The sequence below is a fragment of the Pseudomonas sp. 9_2_1 genome (genome assembly GCF_059295275.1).
Genome location: NZ_CM181239.1, coordinates 4,677,490 through 4,699,556, shown reverse-complemented (window position 1 = coordinate 4,699,556; position 22,067 = coordinate 4,677,490). Strand labels below are relative to the sequence as shown.

At 64.8% G+C, this 22,067-nt stretch carries 2 protein-coding genes; both read left to right on the top strand.

Features of this window, described 5'->3' with window-relative positions; all coding sequences use genetic code 11:
* Position 1: 1 nt before the first annotated feature.
* Positions 2-12,319, top strand: coding sequence for a non-ribosomal peptide synthetase (locus AC5O5I_RS21295; RefSeq protein ID WP_494511513.1), 12,318 nt, complete (start codon positions 2-4; stop codon positions 12,317-12,319).
* A 1-nt stretch (position 12,320) separates the two neighbouring features.
* Positions 12,321-20,900: an amino acid adenylation domain-containing protein gene (locus tag AC5O5I_RS21290; RefSeq protein ID WP_494511512.1), complete on the top strand. Its 8,580-nt coding sequence runs from the start codon at positions 12,321-12,323 to the stop codon at positions 20,898-20,900.
* Positions 20,901-22,067 lie beyond the last annotated feature (1,167 nt).

Here is a 22,067-nt window from a genome sequence, read left to right as displayed (position 1 = left end):
CATGGAACTCACAGCAGCACAACGTATCGCCCAACGTTTCGTCGGCCTCCCTGTGGAGCAACGCCAGCAGATCCTGGAAAAGATGCAGGCCAGCGGGCAGAGCTTCCGCTTGCTGCCCATCGTGCCAGCACGCCAGGGCCTGGCCCGTATTCCGCTGTCGTTCGCCCAGCAGCGGCTGCTGTTCCTCTGGCAGCTGGAGCCCGACAGCCCGGCCTACAACGTGCCGATGGCGGTACGCCTGAAGGGCGCGCTGGACCAGGCGGTGCTGCAGCAGGCGCTGGATGCGCTGGTGCAGCGCCATGAGTCGCTGCGCACGCGCTTCGCCTCGGAAGAAGGCGAGTTCCACCAGGAAATTCCCGACCACTGCCCGCTGCCACTTGAGCTGGTGATGTTCGATGGCGTCGCCGATGAGGCGTCGCTGAGTGTGGCGGTGGACGCCGCCCTGAAGCAGCCCTTCGACCTGCTGACCGGGCCGCTGCTGCGGGTGACCCTGCTGCGCGTGGCGGCCGAGGAGCATGTGCTGGTGCTGAGCATGCACCACATCATCTCCGATGGCTGGTCCAGCGACGTGCTGGTGCAGGAGTTCATCCAGCTGTACACCGCCTTGGCCGAGGGGCACCAGGCCGACCTGCCCGCCTTGCCGATCCAGTACGCCGACTACGCCATCTGGCAGCGTGCCTGGCTCGAAGCCGGTGAAGCGCAGCGCCAGCTGGCCTACTGGCAGGCCCAGCTGGGCGACGAGCAGCCGGTGCTGAGCCTGCCGCTGGACTTCGAGCGCCCGGCCACGCCAAGCCAGCGCGGTGCGGTGGTGCGGGTGGACATCGCTGGCGAACAGGCCGAAGCCTTGCGCAACCAGGCGCGCAAAGGTGGCCACACGCTGTTCGTGCTGGTTTTGGCGGCCATGGCAGTGGTGCTGTCGCGCTACAGCGGCCAGGCCGACATCCGCATCGGTGCGCCCAATGCAGGGCGTAACCGCAAGGAACTGGAAGGCCTGATCGGCTTCTTCATCAACACCCAGGTACTGCGCGTGCAGGTGGACGAGCGCGCGACCTTCGCCGCGCTGCTGGAGCAGGTGAAAGACGTGATCGGCGGCGCCCAGTCGCATCAGGAACTGCCATTCGAGCACCTGGTCGACGCCTTGCTGCCCGAACGCAACCTGGCGCACAACCCGTTGTTCCAGTTCAAGATCAACCAGCACGTGGCGGCCAGCGACGCCGGGCGCAAGCGCCTGGGCGCGCTGGAAGTGGAAGGCTTTGCCCGTGACGGCGGCGATGCCCGTTTCGACCTGGCGTTCGACTTCTCCGACAAGGCCGACGGCATCGAAGGCTACTTCACCTACGCCACCGACCTGTTCGCGCAGGCTACCATCGAGCGCATGGCGGGCTCGCTGCGCCAGGTACTGGACGCGCTGATCCGCGACCCGCAGCAGGCCATGGTGGACTGCCCGGAGGTGGCGAGCATACTGCCAGCCAGCACGCAGCCCTACCCGCATGGCGACTTCCTCGCCCTGTGGCGCCAGGCAATGGCGCCAGGCCAGGCCCACGGCGGCGTGCGCGCCGGTGACCGGTTCATGACCCAGGCCGGCCTGGAGGCAGCCTCCAACCGCCTGGCCGACTACCTGCGCCAACGCGGGGTCGGCGCGGGCAGCATCGTTGCCCTGTGCCTGCCGCGCTCCATCGAGTGGGTCAGCGCCGTGCTCGCCGTGCTCAAGACCGGCGCCGCCTACCTGCCGCTGGACGCCCAGCAGCCGCAAGAGCGCCTGCAGCAGCTGATTGCCGACAGTGCTGCGGCCGTGCTGCTGCACGAGGCGGGCGACCATCGCTTTTCGGCCATGCCAGGCGTGCAGGTGATTGCCTGCGATCACACCCAGTGGGCGACCTGCAGCGACAGCCCGGTCGAGGTGACCATCGCCCCCGCACAGCCGGCCTACCTGATCTACACCTCGGGCTCGACCGGCCAGCCGAAAGGCGTGGTGGTCAGCCACGGGGCGCTGGCCAGCTACACCCAGGCGGTGCTGGAACGCCTGCAGCTGCCGGCCGCGGCGAGCATGGCCATGGTCTCCACCCCTGCGGCTGACCTGGGCCATACCGTGCTGTTCGGCGCCTTGGCGTCTGGCCGCCTGTTGCACCTGCTGCCACAGGACCTGGCGTTCGACCCGGACGGCTTCGCCAGCTACATGGCGCAGCACAAGGTGGGTGTGGTGAAGCTGGTGCCGAGCCACCTGCAAGGCCTGCTGCAAGCTACCCGCGCTGCCGATGTACTGCCGGCCGAAGCACTGATCCTGGGCGGTGAGGCTTGCAGCTGGAGCCTGCTGGACAAGGTCCGCGAACTGCGCCCGGGTTGCCGGGTCATCAACCACTATGGGCCTACCGAAACCACGGTCGGCGTGCTCACCTTCGAGCCTGATCAGCCGCTGCCCGGCTGCCGTACGGTGCCGGTGGGGCGCCCGCTGGGCAATGCCTGCGCCCAGGTGCTGGATGGCTACCTCAACCCGATGGCGGCCCACGTGGCCGGCGAGCTGTACCTGGGCGGGCAGGGCGTGGCCCAGGGTTACCTGGGTCAGCCTGCGCTGACCGCCGAGCGTTTCGTGCCCACCGAAGGGGGTGCCCGCTTGTACCGCACCGGCGACCGCGCCCGGCTTGGCGCCGATGGCCTGGTAGAGTTCATCGGTCGCGCGGATGACCAGGTGAAAATCCGCGGTTACCGCGTGGAGCCGGGCGAAGTCGGCCGTGTGCTGCTCGGCCTGCCAGGCGTAAGCGAGGCCGCGGTGCTGGCCTTGCCTCTGGAAGGCGATACCGAGCGCCTGCAACTGGTGGCCTACGTGGTGGCCGACGGCGGGGTAAGCGTGCAGCAGTTGCAGGCGCAACTGCAGGCACGCCTGCCGGACTACATGCTGCCAGCGCAGATGCTGCTGCTGGAGCGCCTGCCGCTGACCGCCAACGGCAAGCTCGACAAGCGCGCATTACCGGCACCGGGGGCGGTCAGCCGCGGCTATGTGGCGCCAGAAGGTGAAATCGAAGAGAAGCTGGCTGCGGTGTGGGCCGATGTGCTGAAGCTGGAGCAGGTCGGCAGCAGCGACAACTTCTTCGAGCTGGGGGGCGACTCCATCCTCAGCCTGCAGATCATCGCCCGCGCCAAGCGCCAGGGCATCAAGATCACCCCCAAGCAGCTGTTCGAACAACAGACCATCGCCCAGCTGGCCCAGGTGGCCAAGCGCATCGAGGCCAGGCAGCCTGCGCCGACAGCAGTGATCGACAGCGCAATCACTGGCGAGGTGGCGCTACTGCCAGCGCAGGCGCGCTTCTTCGAAATGGATATTGCCCAGCCGGCGCACTGGAACCAGTCGGTATTGCTGAAACCGGCCAGCCCGGTGCAGCTGCAACCGCTGGAGGCGGCCCTGCGTGCTGTAGTTGAGCAGCACGATGCGCTGCGCCTGCGCTTCAGCCGTGGTGCCGGCCAGTGGCAGGCGCGCTTCCAGCCGCTGAGCAACGCGCCGCTGCTGAGCCAACGCAACCTGGCCGCGCTGAGCGAGCTGGATGCTGCTGGCAGCCAGGTACAGGCCAGCCTGAACCTGGAGCAAGGGCCGCTGCTGCGCGCCGAGCTGTTTGACTTTGCCGACGGCCAGCAGCGTCTGCTGCTGGTGGTTCATCACCTGGTCGTCGATGGCGTGTCATGGCGGGTGCTGCTGGAAGACTTGCAGCAAGCCTATCGACAAGTGCTCGGCGGCCAGGCCGTGAGCCTGCCCGCCAAAAGCACGTCGGTGAAAACCTGGGCCGAGCACCTGGCCCGCCACGCCAGCAGCCCGGCACTGCAGGCACAGCGCGATTACTGGTTGCAGGCGGTGGCCAGCGACAGCGCCGAGCTGCCGCGTGACAACCCGCAGGGCAGCCTGGCCAATACCCATGCACGCACCGCTGCCACACGGCTGGACGCCGAGCGCACCGCCAGGCTGCTGAAGCAGGCCCCGGCCGCCTACCGCACGCAGATCAACGACCTGCTGCTGAGCGCGCTGGCGCGCACCCTGTGCCAGTGGAGCCGCCACGACAACGTGCTGGTGCAGCTGGAAGGGCATGGCCGCGAAGACCTGTTCGACGACCTGGACCTGAGCCGCACCGTGGGATGGTTCACCAGCCTGTTCCCGGTACGCCTTACCCCCGGCAACGATATCGGCCAGTCGATCAAGGCCATCAAGGAGCAACTGCGCGCCGTGCCGGACAAAGGCATTGGCTACGGCCTGCTGCGCTACCTGGGCGATGCCCAAGTGCGTGAGCAGCTCGGGAACACCGCGCAGCCGCGTGTCACTTTCAACTACCTGGGCCAGTTCGACGCCAGCTTCGCTGCCGAAACCGGCGCACTGTTCACCCCAAGCGGCGAAAGCGCTGGCCGTACCCAGTGCGCCGGCGCCCAACTGGGCAACTGGCTGAGCATCACCGGGCAGGTGTACGGCGGCGAACTGTTCCTGGAATGGACCTACAGCGCCGACGTGCATCCCCCGGCCACCATCGAGGCCCTGGCGCAGGCCTACGAGCAGGCCCTGGCGGAGCTGGTCGAGCATTGCTGCGATACCCGGCATCAGGGCGTGACGCCTTCGGACTTCGCGCTGGCCGCGTTGACCCAGGCGCAGCTGGACAACCTGCCGCTGGCTGCCGGGCAGATCGCCGATGTGTACCCGCTGTCGCCGATGCAGCAGGGCATGCTGTTCCACACCCTTTACGACCAACAGGCCGGCAACTACATCAACCAGCTGCGCGTGGATGTGCACGGGCTGGATGTGCAGCGCTTCAGGCAGGCCTGGCAGGCCACCGTGGATGCCCACGACATCCTGCGCACCGGTTTTGTCCTGCAAGGCGACCTGGACCAGGCCGTGCAGCTGGTGCGCAAGGCTGTCGAGCTGCCGTTCAGCGAGCACGACTGGCGCGGCCAGCCGGCCCTGGAACAGGCCTTGCAGACCCTGGCCGATGATGAGCGCCAGCGCGGCTTTGACCTGGCCGCTGCGCCGCTGCTGCGGCTGGTACTGGTGCGCACCAGCGATGCCAGCCACCACCTGATCTACACCAACCACCATATCCTCATGGACGGCTGGAGCACCTCGCGCCTGCTGGGCGAAGTGCTGCAGCGCTATGCCGGCCTGGCGCCGCAAGCGCAGGCCACGCACTACCGCGATTACATCGCCTGGTTGCAGGGCCAGGACGCAGCCGTTGCCGAGGCCTTCTGGAAGGCCCAGCTCGCCACCCTGGATGCGCCGACACGCCTGGCCCAGGCCATCGCCGGCAGCGCAGGCGGCAGCGGCCATGGCGACTATCGCCTGGCCTTCGACCGCGAGCAGACAGCACGTATCGAAGCCTTCGCCCGGGCCAACCGGGTCACGGTCAACACCCTGGTGCAATCGGCCTGGCTGCTGCTGTTGCAGCGCTGCACCGGCCAGGCCAGTGTGTGCTTCGGCGCCACTGTCGCCGGCCGCCCGGCAGATCTGCCAGGCGTGGAAGAGCAGATCGGCCTGTTCATCAACACCCTGCCAGTGATTGGCGCGCCTCGCAGCGAGCAGACCGTGGCCGAGTGGATCGGCCAGGTCCAGGCCATCAACCTGGCCGCGCGCGAGTTCGAGCATACGCCGCTGTACGATGTGCAGCGCTGGGCCGGGCAGGGCGGTGACGCGCTGTTCGACAGCATCCTCGTGTTCGAGAACTACCCGGTGTCCGAGGCGCTGCAACAGGGGGCGCCCGGTGGCCTGCGCTTTGGCGATGTGGCCGTGCAGGAGCAGACCAACTACCCGCTGACCCTGGTGGTGGAGCTGGGTGCGACCTTGTCGATGCAGTACAGCCACGACCGTACGCAGTGGGGCGACGCAACCATCGGCCGCCTGGCGGGCTACTTTGCCAACCTGCTGCAGGCACTGGTGGAAAACGCGGACGCAGTGGTCGGTGAACTGCCGATGCTCGGTCAGCCAGAACAGCAACAAATGCTCGAAGGCTGGAACGACACCCACGCTGCCTACCCGGACGCGCGCAGCATTCATCAGCTCATCGAAGCCCAGGTGTTCGCCACTCCGGATGCCCCGGCCCTGGTATTCGGCGAGCACACGCTGACGTACGCCCAGCTCAACCGCCGGGCCAACCAGCTGGCGCACAAGCTGCGCGAGCAGGGCGTGGGCCCGGATGTGCTGGTGGGCATCGCCATGGAACGCAGCCTGGAGATGGTCATCGGCCTGCTGGGCATCGTCAAAGCCGGCGGGGCCTACGTGCCGCTCGATCCGGAATACCCGCAGGACCGCCTGAGCTACATGTTCGAGGACAGCCGCATCGCCTTGCTGCTGACCCAGTCGCACCTGCGCGAAACCTTGCCGATTCCCGCCGGCCTGCGCAGCCTGGACCTGGATGGCGAAAACCTCGAAGGCTACAGCGACGCCAACCTCAATATCGACGTGGCGCCGCTGAACCTCGCCTACGTGATCTACACCTCCGGTTCCACCGGCCGCCCGAAAGGTGCCGGCAACAGCCATCAGGCCCTGGTCAACCGCCTGTGGTGGATGCAGAAGGCCTACGGCCTGGACGCCAGCGACAGCGTGCTGCAGAAAACCCCGTTCAGCTTCGACGTGTCGGTGTGGGAGTTCTTCTGGCCATTGATGACCGGCGCCCGCCTGGTCGTGGCCCAGCCGGGTGCCCACCGCGACCCGCAGCTGTTGGTCGACACCATCAACCAGCACGGCATCAGCACGCTGCACTTCGTGCCGTCGATGCTGCAGGCGTTCATGACCCATGAGGCAGTGGAAAGCTGCGTCAGCCTCAAGCGCGTGGTGTGCAGCGGTGAAGCACTGCCGGCCGAGCTGGCCCGTCAGACCCTGCAACGCCTGCCCGCAGCCGGCCTGTACAACCTGTACGGCCCGACCGAAGCGGCCATCGACGTCACCCACTGGACCTGCCAGGCGGACGAAAGCATCAGCGTGCCGATCGGCCAGCCGATCGACAACCTGAAAACCCATATCCTCGAAGGCAGCCTGCAGCCAGCCGTGCGCGGCAGTGCCGGCGAGCTGTACCTGGGCGGCGTTGGTCTTGCCCGTGGCTACCACCAGCGCCCGGCGCTGACTGCCGAACGCTTCGTACCGGACCCGTTCAGCGACAACGGCGGGCGGCTGTACCGCACCGGCGACCTGGCGCGCTACCGCACCGATGGCGTGATCGACTACGCCGGGCGTATCGACCATCAGGTGAAGATTCGCGGCCTGCGTATCGAACTGGGTGAAATCGAAGCCCGCCTGCTGGAGCTGCCAAGCGTGCAGGAAGCGGTGGTGCTGGCCCAGGACGGCCCGAGCGGCAAGCAGTTGGTGGGCTATGTGGTGCCGGCCGACAGCACGCAGGACCACAGCGCCTTGCGCGACAGCCTGCGCGAAGCGCTGAAGGCAGGCTTGCCGGACTACATGGTCCCGGCGCACCTGCTGCTGCTCGACCAACTGCCGGTGACGCCAAATGGCAAGCTGGACCGCAAGGCCCTGCCGCAGCCGGATGCCAGCCAGTTGCAGGGTGAATACATCGCCCCGCAAACCGAGCTGGAGCAGCAGATTGCGGCGATCTGGGCAGATGTGCTGAAGCTGGACAGGGTGGGGCTTGACGACAACTTCTTCGAGCTGGGTGGCGATTCGATCATCTCGTTGCAAGTGGTTAGCCGAGCACGCCAGGTGGATATCCACTTCACTCCCAAGGACCTGTTCGAGGCACAGACGGTGCAAGCGCTGGCGCGACTCGCCTCGCGTGGCGACATCGTGCTGATCGATCAGGGCGCGGTGACTGGGGTTACACCGCTCACGCCCATCCAGCACTGGTTTTTCGAACAACCCATTGCCAAGCGCCATCACTGGAACCAATCGGTCCTTCTGACCCCAGGCGAAGCGCTTGACGCGCTGGTGCTCGATGCCGCACTGCAGGCATTGCTGAACCACCACGATGCCTTGCGTTTGCGCATGGTCAAGCATGGGGTGCAGTGGCAGGCGGAGTTTGCCGAAGCGGGTCATGTCCAGTTGTGGCAGCGGGATTTCGCCAGCATCGAGCAACTGGAGCAAGACGCCGCCCAAGCCCAGCGCAGCCTCGACCTTGAGCACGGCCCCTTGCTGCGCGCCATGCTCGGGACGCTGCCTGACGGTAGCCAGAGGCTGCTGTTGGTGATCCACCACCTGGTGGTGGACGGCGTGTCGTGGCGTGTACTGCTGGAGGACCTGCAGCAGGCCTACCAGGCCCTGGCCGCCGGGCAGCCGCTGCAACTTGCGCCCAAGACCACGTCGTACAAAGCGTGGGCCGAGCGTTTGCAAACCTATGCCGCCGCGCCGGAGCTGCAACAGCAACTGGGCTACTGGCAGGCGCAGTTGCAAGGCACCCGCGAAGCGCTGCCCTGTGATAACCCGCAGGGCAGCCGGCAACTCAGGCATGCTGCTTCAGTCAGCACCCGCCTGGATGCGCAAAGCACCCGACGGCTGTTGCAGGCGTGCTCTGTGGCCTATCGCACGCAGATCAACGACCTGCTACTGACGGCGCTTGCGCAGGCAGTCACCCAATGGAGTGGCCAGCCTGAGGTGCTGGTGCGCCTGGAGGGACATGGTCGCGAAGACCTGTTTGCGGGCATCGACCTGACGCGCACGGTGGGCTGGTTCACCAGCCTGTACCCGGTGAAGCTGAGCCCGCAAGCGGACCTGGCGGGTTCCATCAAGACCATCAAGGAACAGTTACGCGCCGTGCCTGACAAGGGCCTTGGCTATGGTGTGCTGCGCTACCTGGGCGATGCTGCCAGCCGCGAAGCCCTTGCAGCGTTGCCTGAGGGGCAGGTCGTTTTCAACTACCTTGGGCAGTTCGACGGCAGTTTCGACGGCGAAACAGGCTTGTTCACCCCTGCCAAGGAGCATGACGGGGCCAGGCAGGATGCCCAGGCGCCGCTGGCCAGCCTGTTGACCGTCAACGGCCAGGTCTATGGCGGCGAGCTGCGCCTGGAGTGGACTTTCAGCCAGGACGTGCACCACCGCGAAACCATCGAGCGGTTGGCCCAGGCTTACCTGCAGGCCCTGGGTCAGATCATCGAGCATTGCTGTGCGAGCGGGCATCGTGGCCTGACGCCATCGGACTTCCCGCTGGCTGCACTGAGCCAGGCACAACTCGACCAGTTGCCGGTTGCAGCGGCGCACGTCACCGATGTCTACCCCTTGTCGCCCATGCAGCAAGGCATGCTGTTCCACAGCATCTACGAGCAAGGCAGCGGCAACTACATCAACCAGATGCGCGTGGATGTGGATGGCCTGAATGTAGACGCCTTCAGGCAAGCCTGGGAGGCTGCCCTGCAAGCCCACGATATCCTGCGCAGCAGTTTCATCTGGCAGGGTGATCTGGGCCAGGCGGTGCAGGTAGTACGCAAGCGTGTAACGCTGCCGTTCAGCGAGCACGACCTGCGTGCCGAGGCTGGGCTGGATCAGGCCCTGGACGCCCTGGCAGATACCGACCGGCAGCTTGGGTTCGACCTGGCCGAGGCGCCATTGTTGCGTCTGGCGCTGGTGCGTACGGGGGCTGCGCGTCATCACCTGATCTTCACCTGCCATCACATCCTGATGGATGGCTGGAGCACTTCGCAGTTGCTCGGCGAGGTCTTGCAGCGTTATGCCGGCCAGCCTGTGGTGGCCACGACGGGCAGTTATCGCGACTATATCGCCTGGCTGCAGCGCCAGGATGCACGGGCTGCCGAGACATTCTGGCGGGGCCAGATGGCTGAACTCCACGAACCCACGCGCTTGGCCCAGGCGGTGCGCAGTGCCGAGCCAGAGGGCCAGGGGCATGAGGTGCATCACCAGGTGTTCGATGCCGCGCGTACCGCTCGGGTAGAGGCGTTTGCCCGCGCTCAGCGCGTCACCGTCAACACCTTGGTGCAGGCAACCTGGCTGCTGTTGCTGCAGCGTTATACCGGGCAGTCGTCGGTGTGCTTTGGCGCCACGGTCGCAGGGCGGCCGGCGGAGCTGGCTGGCGTGGAAGCGCAGATCGGATTGTTCATCAACACCCTGCCGGTGGTGGGCGCGCCGCAAAGCGAGCAAAGCGTTGCGCACTGGATCGGGCAGGTACAGGCCAGCAACCTGGCCATGCGCGAATATGAGCACACGCCGCTGTACGACGTGCAGCGCTGGGCGGGCCTGGGCGGTGAAGCGCTGTTCGACAGCCTGGTAGTGTTTGAAAGCTATCCGGTATCAGAAGCGCTTCAGCAGGGTGCGCCGAGTGGGGTGCAATTTGGCGCGGTGCAAGTGCGTGAGCAGACCAACTACCCGCTGACCGTGTTGGTGAGCCTTGGCGACAGCCTGGCCATCCAGTACCGGCATGACCGCGCTCAGTGGAACGGCGAGGCGATCGAACAGTTGGCGCATCACTTTGCAACGCTGCTTGACGCGCTGGTAAGCGATGCGGGCGCTGCACTGGGTGATCTGCCGCTGCTCGATGCTGCTCAGCACCAGCTTATCGTGCAGGACTGGAATCGCACGGCGGCCAGCTACCCGGCCGAGCGTTGCATTCACCAGCTGTTCGAGGCGCAGGTGGCCAGCGCACCAGACGCCGTCGCGCTGATCCACGGCGAGCAGACGCTCAGTTATGCCGTGCTGAATGCGCGGGCCAACCAGCTGGCGCACAAATTGCGCGAGTCCGGTGTCGGCCCGGAAGTACTGGTGGGTGTCGCCATGGAGCGGGGCCTGGACATGGTGGTCGCGTTGATGGCGATCCTCAAGGCGGGCGGTGCATACGTGCCGCTTGACCCGGGCTACCCGCAGGAACGACTGGTGTACATGCTGGAAGACAGCCAGTCGCTTTTGTTGCTGTCGCAATCACACCTGCTCGAACGTGTGCCGTCCAGCTTCCAGGCGCGCACGCTGCTGGTTGACCAGTTGCACCTCGACGGCTACGACGAGATCGACCCGGTGTGCCTGACTACACCGGACAACCTGGCCTACTGCATCTACACATCCGGCTCCACCGGCAAGCCCAAAGGGGTGCAGATCGAACATCGCAACGCCGTGGCGATGATCGCCTGGGCGCAGTCGGTCTACAGCCGGCAAGACCTGTGTGGCGTATTGGCGTCCACATCGATCTGTTTCGACCTGTCGGTCTGGGAGCTGTTCGTAACCCTGGGCTCGGGTGGTTACGCGGTGCTGGCAACCAATGCCCTGGAACTGCCCCACCTGCCGGCCAAGGACCAGGTACGCCTGGTCAACACGGTGCCGTCGGCCATCAAGGTGCTGCATGAAACCGGCCAGTTGCCGCCCGGCGTACGCATCATCAACCTGGCGGGAGAAGCGCTCAAGCAGGGGTTGGTCGACGCGCTTTACGCGACCGGCCATGTGCTCAAGGTATACGACCTGTATGGCCCGTCGGAGGACACCACCTATTCCACCTTCACCCTGCGCAGGCAGGGTGGCCAGGCCAATATTGGCCGGCCGCTGTCCAACAGTGCGGTATACCTGCTGAGCGAAGCCGGCGCGCCGCTGCCGACAGGTGTGGTGGGGGAGTTGCACATGGCCGGTGCAGGGCTGGCGCGTGGTTACCTGGCGCGCCCTGGCCTTACCGCTGAGCGTTTTCTCCCAGACCCGTTCGGCAAAGCGGGCAGCCGCCTGTACCGCACTGGTGACCTGGCCCGTTATGGCGCCGATGGCGTTATCGAATATGTCGGGCGCGTCGATCATCAGGTGAAGATCCGTGGTTTCCGTATCGAACTGGGCGAAATCGAGGCGCGACTGCAGCAGCAGGACACCGTGCGTGAAGCGGTGGTTCTGGCCCAGGATGCAGCGGGAGGCCAGCAACTGGTGGGCTATGTGGTGCCAAGTGATGCTGCGTCGGTTGAAAGCCAGGAAGCGCAGACGGCGCTGCGCGACACCCTGCGCGCCCAACTGAAAGCCAACCTGCCGGATTACATGGTGCCAGCACACTTGCTGCTGCTCGAGCGCCTGCCGTTGACACCGAATGGCAAGCTGGACCGCAAGGCTTTGCCTCAGCCGGACGGCAACCTGCGGCAAGCAGCTTATGTGGCGCCGGACACGGAGCTCGAACGTAAGGTTGCGGCAATATGGGCTGAAGTTCTGGGCGTGGAAAACGTATCTCTTACCGACAACTTCTTCGAGCTGGGCGGCCATTCCTTGCTGGCAACCCAGGCGGTAGCACGACTGCAGATCGAACTGGGCACGAACCTGCCACTCGCGTTGTTGTTCCAGACAGAGAACCTGCAGGCCTTTGCGCAAGAGGTAGGCAGTCTCGGTACCCGAAACGACGGAGACCTGGATGAGCTCCAGGACTTCATGGCAGAGCTCGAGGCGGTTTGAGATGCACACGGACAATAGAAACGCAGACCTGGTTTATCGCTTCATTCGTCTGCCGCAGGCACAGCAGAAGCTGTTTCTCGAGAAACTGGCGTCCAAGGGCGTCACCCTCGCGCAGCTGCCCATTCCAGTGGTCAGGAACGAAGTCGAACGCCCTGTGCTGTCCTATGCCCAGCAACGCCAGTGGTTCCTCTGGCAGATGGAACCTGACGGCTCGGCCTACAACATACCAACCGCGCTCCGGTTCCGCGGGCAGCTGGACCTGGCCGCCCTGCAGCGCAGCTTCGAGACGCTGATCCAGCGTCATGAGGCCTTGCGCACGACCATTGGCGAGGAAGATGGGCAGTTGCTGCAGGTGATCCACCCCTGCCAGCCTTTCGAACTGGCCCGTCAGGCCGTGGGTACCCTGGATGAGGGCGCTTTGCAGGCGCAGGTTGCACTTGAGGTACAGCAGCCATTCGATTTGGCTCGGGGGCCACTGTTGCGGGTGAAATTGCTGGATCTGGCGCAGGAAGAGCACGTGCTTGTGCTCACCCTGCACCATATCGTTGCCGATGGCTGGTCGATGCCGTTGCTCATCGATGAACTGGTAAGCCTTTATGAAGGCTACAGCCAGGGCCGTGAGGTGGCGCTGGCCGAACTGCCGATCCAGTACGCCGATTATGCGATCTGGCAGCGAGCATGGATGGACGCTGGCGAGCGCGAGCGGCAACTGGCGTACTGGATATCGCAATTGGGTGATGACCACCCGGTGCTCGAACTGCCCACCGACAGACCACGCCCGGCGCAGCAGAGCTACCGGGGCCAGCGGATCAACGTCGACCTGGGTGAGGCGCTTGGCCTGTCGCTCAAGCAGCTGGTACAACGCCAGGGTGCGACAGCCTTCATGCTGTTGCTGGCCAGTTTCCAGGTGCTGCTGCATCGGTATTCCGGGCAGGCTGATGTGCGAGTGGGGGTGCCCATCGCCAACCGGAACCGGGTAGAAACCGAACGGCTCATCGGCTTTTTCGTCAACACCCAGGTCATGCGTGCCGCGTTCGACACGCAGCTGACTTTCAGCGAATTATTGGCACAAGTGCGCCAGCGGGCGTTGGCTGCGCAGGTCCATCAGGACCTGCCATTCGAGCAACTGGTCGATGCCTTGCAGCCAGAGCGCAGTTTGAGCCACAGCCCCTTGTTCCAGGTGATGTACAACCATCAGACCCGAGTGAAAGGGGAGCGTCGCAGCTTGCCCGGCCTGGAGGTGGAGAGCCTGCCATGGCGTGTGCATGCGGCGCAGTTCGACCTGAGCCTGGACACTTTCGAGCACGAGCATGGCTTCAGCGCCACCCTGACCTTCGCAACCGACTTGTTCGATGCCGCGACCATTCAGCAGATGGCTGCTCACTGGCGCAACCTGCTGCAAGGCATCGTCGCCAACCCAGACCAGCGAGTGGCTGAACTGCCGCTGATGGATGACACTGACCGGCAGCATATCGTGGATGGCTGGAATGCAACGCAAGCCGATTATCCAGATGATACCAGCATTCATCAGCTGATCGAAGCCCAGGTGTTCGCCACCCCGGATGCCCCGGCCCTGGTATTCGGCGAGCACACGCTGACGTACGCCCAGCTCAATCGCCGGGCCAACCAGCTGGCGCACAAGTTGCGCGAGCAGGGCGTGGGCCCGGATGTGCTGGTGGGCATCGCCATGGAACGCAGCCTGGAGATGGTCATCGGCCTGCTGGGCATCGTCAAAGCCGGCGGGGCCTACGTGCCGCTCGATCCGGAATACCCGCAGGACCGCCTGAGCTACATGTTCGAAGACAGCGGCATCACCTTGCTGCTGACCCAGTCGCACCTGCGCGAAACCTTGCCGATTCCCGCCGGCCTGCGCAGCCTGGACCTGGATGGCGAAAACCTCGAAGGCTACAGCGACGCCAACCTCAATATCGACGTGGCGCCGCTGAACCTCGCCTACGTGATCTACACCTCCGGCTCCACCGGCCGCCCGAAAGGCGCCGGCAACAGCCACCAGGCCCTGGTCAACCGGCTGTGGTGGATGCAGAAGGCCTACGGCCTGGACGCCAGCGACAGCGTGCTGCAGAAAACCCCGTTCAGCTTCGACGTGTCGGTGTGGGAGTTCTTCTGGCCATTGATGACCGGCGCCCGCCTGGTCGTGGCCCAGCCGGGTGCCCACCGCGACCCGCAGCTGTTGGTCGACACCATCAACCAGCACGGCATCAGCACGCTGCACTTCGTGCCGTCGATGCTGCAGGCGTTCATGACCCATGAGGCAGTGGAAAGCTGCGTCAGCCTCAAGCGCGTGGTGTGCAGCGGTGAAGCACTGCCGGCCGAGCTGGCCCGTCAGACCCTGCAACGCCTGCCCGCAGCCGGCCTGTACAACCTGTACGGCCCGACCGAAGCGGCCATCGACGTCACCCACTGGACCTGCCAGGCGGACGAAAGCATCAGCGTGCCGATCGGCCAGCCGATCGACAACCTGAAAACCCATATCCTCGAAGGCAGCCTGCAGCCAGCCGTGCGCGGCAGTGCCGGCGAGCTGTACCTGGGCGGCGTTGGTCTTGCCCGTGGCTACCACCAGCGCCCGGCGCTGACTGCCGAACGCTTCGTACCGGACCCGTTCAGCGACAACGGCGGGCGGCTGTACCGCACCGGCGACCTGGCGCGCTACCGCGCCGATGGGGTGATCGACTACGCCGGGCGTATCGACCATCAGGTAAAAATTCGCGGCCTGCGTATCGAACTGGGTGAAATCGAAGCCCGCCTGCTGGAACTGCCCAGCGTGCAGGAAGCGGTGGTGCTGGCCCAGGATGGGCCGAGCGGCAAGCAGTTGGTGGGTTATGTGGTGCCGGCCAACAGCACGCAGGACCACAGCGCCTTGCGCGACAGCCTGCGCGAAGCGCTGAAGGCAGGCTTGCCGGACTACATGGTCCCGGCGCACCTGCTGCTGCTCGACCAACTGCCGGTGACGCCAAATGGCAAGCTGGACCGCAAGGCCCTGCCACAGCCGGATGCCAGCCAGTTGCAGGGTGAATACATCGCCCCGCAAACCGAGCTGGAGCAGCAGATTGCGGCGATCTGGGCGGATGTGCTGAAGCTGGACAGGGTGGGTCTTGACGACAACTTCTTCGAGCTGGGTGGCGATTCGATCATCTCGTTGCAGGTGGTCAGCCGAGCACGCCAGGCAGACATACGCTTCACACCCAAGGAGTTGTTGCAGCATCAGACCGTGCAAGGCCTGGCCGCGGTTGCCCGGCGCAGCGAAACACGGGAGCTGGAGCAGGGCGAGGTCAGCGGGCCTCTGCCACTGATTCCGGTGCAGCGCTGGTTCTTCGAGCAGGCGCTTGAGGTACGTGACCACTGGAACCAGTCGCTGCTGCTTGAACCTGGTGAAGCACTGGATGCGCGCTTGTTGAGCGCTGCACTGGCCAACCTGCATGCACATCACGACCTGTTGCGGCTCAATGCCTGGCACCAGGGCGAGCATTGGCACGCCTCGATTGGCGCGCCGACATCGGCCGAGCTGCTGTGGGTACGCGCATGCGCCGATGCCGAAGACCTGGCCCATCTGGCTGACCAGGCCCAGCGCAGTTTGAACCTGGCACAGGGGCCACTGCTGCGCGCCGTGTTGGCCACGCTCGCAGACGGCAGCCAGCGGTTGTTACTGGTCATTCACCATCTGGTGGTGGATGGCGTGTCCTGGCGGGTTCTGCTCGAAGACCTGCAGCAGGCCTATCAGGCGCATGCCCTGGGGCAGCCCGTGAAGTTGCCGGCAAAAACCAGCGCGTTCAAGGCCTGGGCCGAACAGCTGCAGGCATATGCCGGCGACCCGGCGCTGCAGCGTGAGCTGCACTTCTGGCGCGATCAACTGCAAGGCAGCAGCGATGTCTTGCCGTGTGATTACACTCACGGCGAAAACCGGCAGAAACACGCGGCGTCGGTCAGCACCCGGCTGGATTCGGCCTGGACCCGCAAGCTATTGCAACAGGCGCCGGCGGCCTACCGCACACAGATCAACGACCTGCTTTTGACGGCACTGGCCCGTGTCGTGAGCCGCTGGACCGAGCAGCCGCAAGTACTGGTGCGGCTGGAAGGCCATGGCCGCGAAGACCTGTTCGACGGCATCGACCTGAGCCGCACTGTGGGTTGGTTCACCAGCATGTATCCGGTCAGGTTGAGCCCGCAGCCTGAGTTGGCAGGCTCGATCAAGAGCATCAAGGAGCAGCTGCGCGCGGTGCCCAACAAGGGGCTTGGTTATGGCGTGCTGCGTTACCTGGGCAGCGCCGAAGCGCAGGAAACGCTGGCGGCTCTGGCCCAGGGCACGATCATCTTCAACTATTTGGGGCAGTTCGATGGCAGCTTCGACCAGCAGGCCAGCTTGTTCAAACCGGCCAAGGAGCACGCCGGGCCGAACCAGGATGAAAACGCGCCCTTGAGCGGCTTGCTGGCGCTCAATGGCCAGGTCTACGGCGGTGAGCTGATGCTGGGCTGGACGTTCAGCCGTGAGGTCTTCGACGCCGCGACCATCCAGCACCTGGCTGATGCGTATGCCGAAGAACTCAAGGCGGTGATCGAACACTGCTGCCAAGAGGATACCCGAGGCCTCACGCCATCGGACTTCCCGCTGGCCAGCCTCGACCAGGCACAACTGGACTGCCTGCCAGTACCTGCTGCGCAAATTGCCGACATCTACCCGCTGTCGCCGATGCAACAGGGCATGTTGTTCTACACCCTGCAGGAGTCGGAAGCTGCGCTGTACATCAACCAGACATCTGTCGATGTGCACGGCCTGGACATTGATCGCTTCGTCGCTGCCTGGAACCAGGTGATTGCCAGCCATGACATCCTGCGCACGGCATTCCTGTCGTCAGCGCAATGGGCCGAGCCACTGCAGGTGGTGCAGCGTCAGGCCAGCCTGCCACTGCGCGTGATGGACTGGCGGGGGCGCAAGGTGGCCAGCGATACACTGCAGGCACTGGCTGCCGAGGACGCTGCCGAGGGCTTCGATCTGACCTGCGCGCCGTTGATGCGGTTGACCTTGGTCCAGCTGGATGAACAACGCCTGCACCTGGTCTGGTCACGTCATCACATCCTGATGGACGGCTGGAGCAATTCGCGCTTGCTAGGTGAAGTGCTGCAGGTTTATCACGGCCGCTCCGTCAGTCATGTGGGGGGACGTTTCGGTGACTACATCCGCTGGCTGGGTGAGCAACCTGTCGGCAAGCTGGAGCAGTTCTGGAGCGCAAAACTGCGAGCGCTGGAGGGCCCGACGCTGTTGGCCGAGAGTGTTGCGCCACAGGCGGACGGCAAGCTTGTCGGCCATGATGCGCTGTACCTGCGCTGGGATGCGCAGCGTACGCAACAGCTGCGAGACCAGGCTCGGCGCCTGCGCGTCACGCCAAATACCCTGGTACAGGCAACCTGGCTGTTGCTGCTGCAACGCTACACCGGCCAGGACACCGTGTGCTTCGGCGCCACCGTGGCCGGGCGCCCCACCAGCCTGGCGGGTGCGGACGAGATGCTGGGGTTGTTCATCAACACGTTGCCGGTGGTACAGGCGCCACAACCCGAGCATATTGTCAGCGACTGGTTGCACCAGTTGCAGCACTACAACCTGGAGTTGCGGGACCATGAGCACGCAGCGCTGGCCGATGTGCAACGTTGGGCGGGGCGGCCTGGGCAAGCGCTGTTCGACAGCATCGTGGTATTTGAAAATTACCCGGTTGACGAGCGCCTGCGCGAAGGTGGGGGCGGTACGCTTCGCTTTGGCGAAGTGCGCAACCGTGACGTCACCAACTACGCCATGGACCTGGCCGTGCAGTTGGGCGAAACCTTCTCGGTAGAGTTCCTTTACCTGCGCAGCCGCTTCACCGAAGCCGCCGCCGAGTGCTTGCGCGGCAGCTTCGAAAGCCTGCTGACCGCCATGCTGGGCAACCCGCAGGCCACGCTCGGCAGCTTGGGTATGCTGACCCCTTCACAGGTGCAGCACGCCGACCTTCGCAACCGGCTGGCGGCCCCGCAGGGCGAGCAGCCGTTGCTTGCCGAGTGCATTGCCCTGCATGCCCGTGAGCGCGGCGAAGCCTTGGCGGTAATCTGTGGTGCCCAGCAGTTGACCTACGCCCAACTGGACGCGCGTGCCAACCGCCTTGCCCACCAGCTTATTGCGCAGGGCGCATGCCCGGAAACCTGCGTCGGCATAGCCCTGGAGCGGTCGGTTGAAGTGATCGTGGCATTCCTGGCAGTCATGAAGACCGGCGCCGCGTATGTACCACTGGATATCGACTATCCACAGGAGCGCCTGCAGTGGATCGTCGAAGACTCCGCCATGCACCTGCTGGTCACCAGCAGTGGCTTGCGCCAGCGCTTTGCCCAGGTTGCCCAGTGCGTCGAACTCGACCGGCAGGAACTGGAGCACCTGCCAGCAGATGCACCTCAAGCGCAGGCATGTGCCGACAACCTGGCCTACCTGATCTACACCTCCGGCTCGACAGGCAAGCCTAAAGGCGTGGCGGTCAGCCACGGGCAGATCCGCATGCATTGCCAGGCAATCGCCAGATTGTATGAAATGGACGGGCAAACCCGCGAGTTGCTGTTCATGTCGTTTGCCTTTGACGGTGCTCAGGAGCGTTGGCTGTCGACATTGTCCTCGGGCGGTTGTCTGGTAGTGCGCGACAACAGGCTGTGGACAGCCGAAGAAACCTGGCAGACCTTGCATGCCCAGCGCATCGACATCGCCTGCTTCCCGCCGGCCTATCTGCAACAGTTGGCAGAATTCGCCGAGAGCCAGCAGCAAGCTGCGCCGGCAGTGCGGGTGTACTGCTTTGGTGGTGATGCAGTACCCGATGCATTGTTCGAGCAGGTCAAACGTTCGCTGCGCCCGCGCTGGCTGACCAATGGTTATGGGCCCACTGAAACCGTAGTCACACCGCTGCTGTGGAAAGTGCCTGCGCAAGAGACTTGCGGGGCAGTTTACGCGCCCATCGGTGAGCGGGTGGGTGAGCGCACGCTGCACGTGCTGGACCATAACCTCAACCCATTGCCAGACGGTGTGGCCGGCGAGCTTTACATCGGTGGTGATGGCGTGGCGCGTGGGTATCATCAACGCTCAGCGCTCACAGCCGAGCGATTCGTTGCCGACCCGTTCGCCACCGGTGGCCGCCTGTACCGCACCGGTGACCGGGTGCGGCGCCGCGCCGATGGGGTTATCGACTTTTTGGGGCGGCTGGACAACCAGCTGAAAATTCGCGGCTTCCGCATCGAGCCTGGCGAAATCGAGGCTCGCCTGCGCAATCTGGCCGGCGTGCGCGATGCCGTGGTGGTGGCACGTGACATCAGCACAGGCAAGCAACTGATCGGCTACGTAGTAGTGGCCAGTTCCGACATCCGCGCCGAGCAGCTACGCGATGCCCTTCGCGCCGATCTGCCGGATCATATGGTGCCAGCGCAACTGGTGCTGATGCCCTCCCTGCCGCTCACTCCCAATGGCAAGATCGACCGCAATGGCCTCCCAGCACCTGAATTTTCCGCAGGCCAGGCGTGGGTTGCACCGCGCAATGCCGTCGAACAGGCGCTGGCTGATATCTGGCAGCAGGTACTGGAGGTGGAGCAGGTCGGGGTAGATGACAACTTCTTCGAGCTGGGTGGTGACTCTCTGCGCGTGCTCAAGATGTTGTCCAGGGTACGGGCTCGCGAAGATCTGCCGATCGAGCTGAAGCTGCGTGATGTGATTGCCCGGCCGACCATCGCCGAGTTGTCTGGCTATGCACCCAACGACACCAGCCTGGACCCACTGTTGTTGCTCAATAGCCGGCTGAATACAGGTACGCCGCTGTTCTGCCTGCATGCCGGGTTTGGCACTGTGTTCGATTACGAGCCGTTGGCACGCCAGCTGGAAGGCCGGTGCACGGTGTATGGCCTGCAATGCCGGATGTTGCTGGACCCCACCTGGGTGGACGATTCGCTCGACACCATGGCCATCGACTACGCGCAGTACATCCGGCAGAAACAACCCGAAGGCCCTTATCAGCTGGCCGGTTGGTCGCTTGGCGGTACGCTGGCGGTGCTGGTGGCCCGGGAGCTGGAAAACCAGGGCCAGCGGGTATCGGTGCTGGCGTTGGTGGACAGCTTTGTGCCTTCGGCAGGTCAACATGTGCAGGAGAGTGACTGGGCGGCTGACCTGTGCGGCTTCCTGGCGGTGGTTCTGGGGGGGGCGGTTGACGCGCTGACTGTGCCGGCGGTACCGGCTGGGTGCAGTAACGAGGACTTGGAGCAGGTGATCCAAGCCGCCCGTGCTGCGCAGAAGGTGCAGTCGGCTTACGCCGAAATTGGCAACGCTGACCTGGCGCAGACCTTTGTTGTGGCCATGAAGCTCAAGGAACTGTCGCGCCAGTTGAACCCGTTACCGACTACCAAGGCCGCGGCAGTTTGCTGGTGGGCCGATGAGGCAGCGCACGCGGGGAGTATTGCCGGTAGCTGCCAGGACATCGGTATCAATGCCGGGCACTATGACATCCTTCAACAGGCAGAGGTGCTCGAGGGCGTGATTGCCAGGCTGTTGCTGGAAGACACCGTTAACCCGTAAACCCTGTGAATCCACGCAGAGGTGAGAAGGGGCCGCATTAGCGTAATGCCAGTCAGTCAAGCAATTGGGGCCGCTTTGCGGCCCATCGCCGCGGTTCGTCGCCACGACAAGCCAGGCTCCCACAAGTACGGCGCATGGCTTGAATTAGATGCGGTCGGGGTGGGAGCTGGCCTGCCGGCGATGGGCTGCGCAGCAGCCCCATCCAGTTAAACAATTGGGGCCGCTGTGCGGCCCATCGCCGGCAAGCCAGGCTCCTACAAGTACGGCGCATGGCTTGAGTTCGATGCGGTCGGGGTGGGAGCTGGCTTGCCGGCGATGGGCTGCGCAGCAGCCCCATCAAGTTAAACAATTGGGGCCGCTGTGCGGCCCATCGCCGGTAAGCCAGGCTCCCACAAGTACGGCGCATGGCTTGAATTCGATGCGGTCGGGGTGGGAGCTGGCTTGCCGGCGATGGGCTGCGCAGCAGCCCCATCAAGTTAAACAATTGGGGCCGCTTTGGGGCCCATCGCCGGTAAGCCAGGCTCCCACAAGTACGGCGCATGGCTTGAATTCGATGCGGTCGGGGTGGGAGCTGGCTTGCCGGCGATGGGCTGCGCAGCAGCCCCATCAAGTTAAACAATTGGGGCCGCTGTGCGGCCCATCGCCGGCAAGCCAGGCTCCCACAAGTACGGCGCATGGCTTGAGTTCGATGCGGTCGGGGTGGGAGCTGGCTTGTCGTGGCGACGAACCGCGGCGATGGGCTGCGCAGCAGCCCCATCAAGTTAAACAATTGGGGCCGCTTTGGGGCCCATCGCCGGTAAGCCAGGCTCCTACAAGTACGGCGCATGGCTTGAATTTGATGCGGTCGGGGTGGGAGCTGGCTTGCCGGCGATGGGCTGCGCAGCAGCCCCATTAAGTTAAGCAATTGGGGCCGCTTTGGGGCCCATCGCCGGCAAGCCAGGCTCCCACAAGTACGGCGCATGGCTTGAATTTGATGCGGTCGGGGTGGGAGCTGGCTTGTCGTGGCGACGAACCGCGGCGATGGGCTGCGCAGCAGCCCCATTAAGTTAAGCAATTGGGGCCGCTGTGCGGCCCATCGCCGGTAAGCCAGGCTCCCACAAGTACGGCGCATGGCTTGAGTTCGATGCGGTCGGGGTGGGAGCTGGCTTGTCGTGGCGACGAACCGCG

What these genes read in the sequence shown, in the direction of transcription:
- AC5O5I_RS21290 (WP_494511512.1), top strand. Translation starts at nt 12,321, where the DNA reads ATGCACACGGACAATAGAAACGCAGACCTGGTTTATCGCTTCATTCGT.
- AC5O5I_RS21295 (WP_494511513.1), top strand. Translation starts at nt 2, where the DNA reads ATGGAACTCACAGCAGCACAACGTATCGCCCAACGTTTCGTCGGCCTC.